A 3,601-nucleotide genomic window follows, 5' to 3' on the forward strand; every position below is an offset into this window, starting at 1 on the left:
CTGCGCGACGGCGGCGAAGGCCGGCGGCTCGCGATCAGCGAGGGCGGCGCCAACACCGCGCGCTGGGGCGGCGACGGCAAGTTGTACTTCTTGTCCGGCCGCTCGGGCAGCAGCCAGGTCTGGCGCGCCGAGGCCGACGGGACGCGGCCGGTGCAGGTCACGGACCTGCCGCTCGACGTCAACGCCTACCGGCTGAGCCGCGACGCCTCGAAGGTGGCGGTCTCGCTGGCCGTCTTCCCCGAGTGCCGCGACCTCGCCTGCACGGTCGACCGGGCCAAGGCGGTGGCGGACGATCCCGCCACCGGCCAGGTCTATGACCGGATGTTCGTGCGCCACTGGGATACATGGGCCGACGGCACGCAGAACCACCTGTTCGTCCAGTCGATCGGCGCGAACGGCCGCGCTTCCGGACAGCCTGTGATGGTCACGCGCGGCTTCGACGGCGACACGCCCTCCAAACCCTTCGGCGACGAGGGCGAGTTCACCTTCACGCCCGAGGGCGACGCCGTGGTGTTCTCGGCGCGTCTGGCGGGGAAGACCGAGCCGTGGAGCACCAATTTCGACCTGTTCCGCACCAATGGCCTGAGCGGCGACGGCACGTTCGAAAACCTCACCGACGCCAACGACGCCTGGGACACCGGTCCGGTCTACTCGCCGGACGGCCAAACGCTGGCCTATCGCGCCATGGCGCGGCCCGGCTTCGAGGCCGATAAATACGCGATCTTCCTGCGCGACGTCGCCACTGGCCAGACGCGGCAGGTCGCGGCCGACTGGGACCGCTCGGCGGATACGCTGCAGTGGTCGGCGGACGGGAATACGCTCTACACCGTCGCCGGCGACGTGGGGCAGACGCGGCTGTTCGCCATCGACACCCGCAACGGCGTGGTCACCCCCGTCACGGGAGCGGGACACGTCTCGTCCTTTGCCCAGACCCCGTCCGGGTTCGTCTTCGCCCAGGACTCGCTGACGCGTCCAAGCGAGCTCTACGTGAAGACCTTCCTCGGACGCGAACTGCCGCGCCGGATCACCGACGTGAACCCGCAGCTGGACAGCCAGGCCTTCGGCGAGGCGGAGCAGTTCAGCTTCGCCGGCTGGAACGGCGAGACGGTCTACGGCCATGTGATCAAGCCGGCCAACTATGTCGAGGGCCGCCAATATCCGGTGGCCTTCCTGATCCACGGCGGGCCGCAAGGGTCGTTCGGCAACAGCTGGTCCTACCGCTGGAACCCGATGACCTACGCCGGCGCCGGCTATGCGGTGGTGATGATCGATTTCCACGGCTCGACCGGCTACGGCCAGGGCTTCACCGACTCCATCAGCCAGCACTGGGGCGACCGCCCGCTGGAGGACCTGCAGAAGGGCTGGGCCGCGGCGCAGCAGCGCTACGGCTTCCTCGACGGCGACAACGCCTGCGCCCTGGGCGCCTCCTACGGCGGCTATATGGTCAACTGGATCGCGGGGCGCTGGCCCGATGAATTCAAATGCCTGGTCAATCACGACGGCGTCTTCGACGTGCGCGGCATGGGATATTCGACCGAAGAGCTGTGGTTCACCGAGTGGGAGTACGGCGGCACCCAGTGGGAGAACCCGCGCGGCTATGAAGCCTTCAATCCGGTCAACCACGTCGATCAGTGGCGCACGCCGATGCTGGTGGTGCAGGGCGACCTCGACTTCCGCATCCCTACGGCGCAGGGCCTGTCCACCTTCACCGCCCTGCAGCGGCGCGGGATCGACAGCCGGCTGGTGGTGTTCCCGAACGAAAACCACTGGGTGCTGAAGCCGGCCAACAGTCTGCAGTGGCACACGGAAGTGTTCGGCTGGCTGGACAAATACCTGAAGCCCGCGCCTTGACCGGGGGCCGGGTCCGGGCTGAGGAGACGCGTTCCCAGGAGTGCGCCGCGGTCCGCGAACGGCGGCCGATGAGCCTTTCCGGGCGCTCATGCGTTGTGCAGGCTCGGCGGAGTCTCGCGGCGTGCACAACCCCCTGAAAGACAATCAGAACTGGCTCGTCGTCAAGGATCGCGCCTTGGTCCCCGCCGGCGCGTGGGCGCGCGAGCGCCGGACGTGGATCAAGACCAACGATCCTGTCTACACCAGCTTCCGCCATCCGGGCCGGGCGGAGAAGATCGCCGCCAGCGTCACCCTCGCCCTGATCGCGGTCATCGTGATCTTCCTGATGCTGTTCGAGTGGAACTGGCTGCGCGGCCCGATCGGGCGCTGGGCCACGGCGCGCTACGACCGCGAGATTGTGCTGGCGGGCGACCTCGACGTGCGGCTGTTCAGCTTGACCCCCTCCGCCCGCATTCAGGACCTGAGGATCGGCGGCCCCGACTGGGCCCGAGCGCGCGACACCCTGCGGATCGACGACGCCACCGCCTCGGTGCGGCTCGGGCCGCTGCTGACCGGGCGGATCGAGATGCCGCTGGTCGAGATCGCCCGGCCCGAGGTGGTGCTGATCGCCATGGAGGATGGCCGCCGCAGCTGGGTTCTGGATCCCGACAAGCCGGACACCGGCGAGGGACTGAAGCTGCCGCCGATCAACCGGCTGATCATCCGCGACGGGACGCTGTCGCTGGACGAGCAGGGGCGCGAGATCAAGCTGGAAGCCACGATCAACGCCCGCGAGGGGTCTGACGGCGACGCCGGCTTCAGGCTGGCGGGCGAGGGCACGATCAACGGTACGCCCCTGACGCTGGAGGTCCGGGGCGGCCCCTTCATCAACATCAAGCGGAACCAGCCCTATGGCTTCCGGGCCGAACTGGCCGGCGTCGGCTCGCGGCTCGTCGCCGATGGTTCGATTACCCGCCCGTTCGATCTCGGCCAGTTCACCGCCACCCTCAGCCTGCAGGGACGCGACCTCGCCGACCTGTATCTGCTGACCGGGATCACGACGCCCAATACGCCGCCTTACCGACTGAGCGGCAAGCTGACCCGGAACGACGTCCGCTTCACGTTCAACGACTTCAGCGGTCGGGTGGGCACCTCGGACCTTTCGGGCGATCTGACCGTGGACAAGGTGGGCGAGCGGCGGCGGGTGCGGGCCGACCTGCGCTCGCGCCTGCTGGACATCGACGACCTGGCGGCCGTGCTGGGCGCCAAGCCGCAGGTGACCGCCTCGGGCGACACCGTGGCCAGCTCGGGCGCGCCGGGCCGGCTGTTGCCTGACGCGCCGCTGAACGTCGAACGTCTGCGGGTCATGGACGGCACGCTGCGGTACCGGGCGGCGCGGGTGAAGCGCAACGCACTCGACATACGCGAGGTCGATCTGGGGGCGGAGCTGAAGAGCGGCGTTCTGGACCTCGACCCGATCTCCTTCACCTTCAACCGCGGCTCGCTGAACGGCACGGCCAAGATCAACGCCACCCGCGACCGCCCCTATTCGGCGGTGGACCTGCGGCTGCGCGGTTATCCCCTGGAGTCGATCATCCCCGCCCGAAACGGGGCGCCGACGGTCACCGGCAGCGCCCTGGGCCGCGCTAGGCTGGAGGGGCCGGGCGCCTCAATCCACGACTTCGCCGACAATTCGAAGGGAGTTCCGCAGCGCCGCCGCGCTCCGCGCCCAGGTCGAGGAATCCTACGAGACGCGTTCGCGAATCCAGGG

At 69.1% G+C, this 3,601-nt stretch carries 2 protein-coding genes; both read left to right on the forward strand.

The window, feature by feature from the left end:
* The coding region (locus VGB60_RS12820) for a S9 family peptidase (RefSeq protein ID WP_331038636.1) at nucleotides 1-1,851 on the forward strand (1,851 nt) is incomplete at its 5' end.
* Between the two features lie 121 nt (nucleotides 1,852-1,972).
* Nucleotides 1,973-3,601: AsmA family protein (locus VGB60_RS12825; RefSeq protein WP_331038637.1), on the forward strand; the 1,629-nt coding region annotated here is incomplete at its 3' end.

The sequence above is a fragment of the Brevundimonas sp. genome (assembly GCF_036399195.1).
In the GTDB taxonomy this organism is placed as follows: Bacteria; Pseudomonadota; Alphaproteobacteria; order Caulobacterales; family Caulobacteraceae; genus Brevundimonas.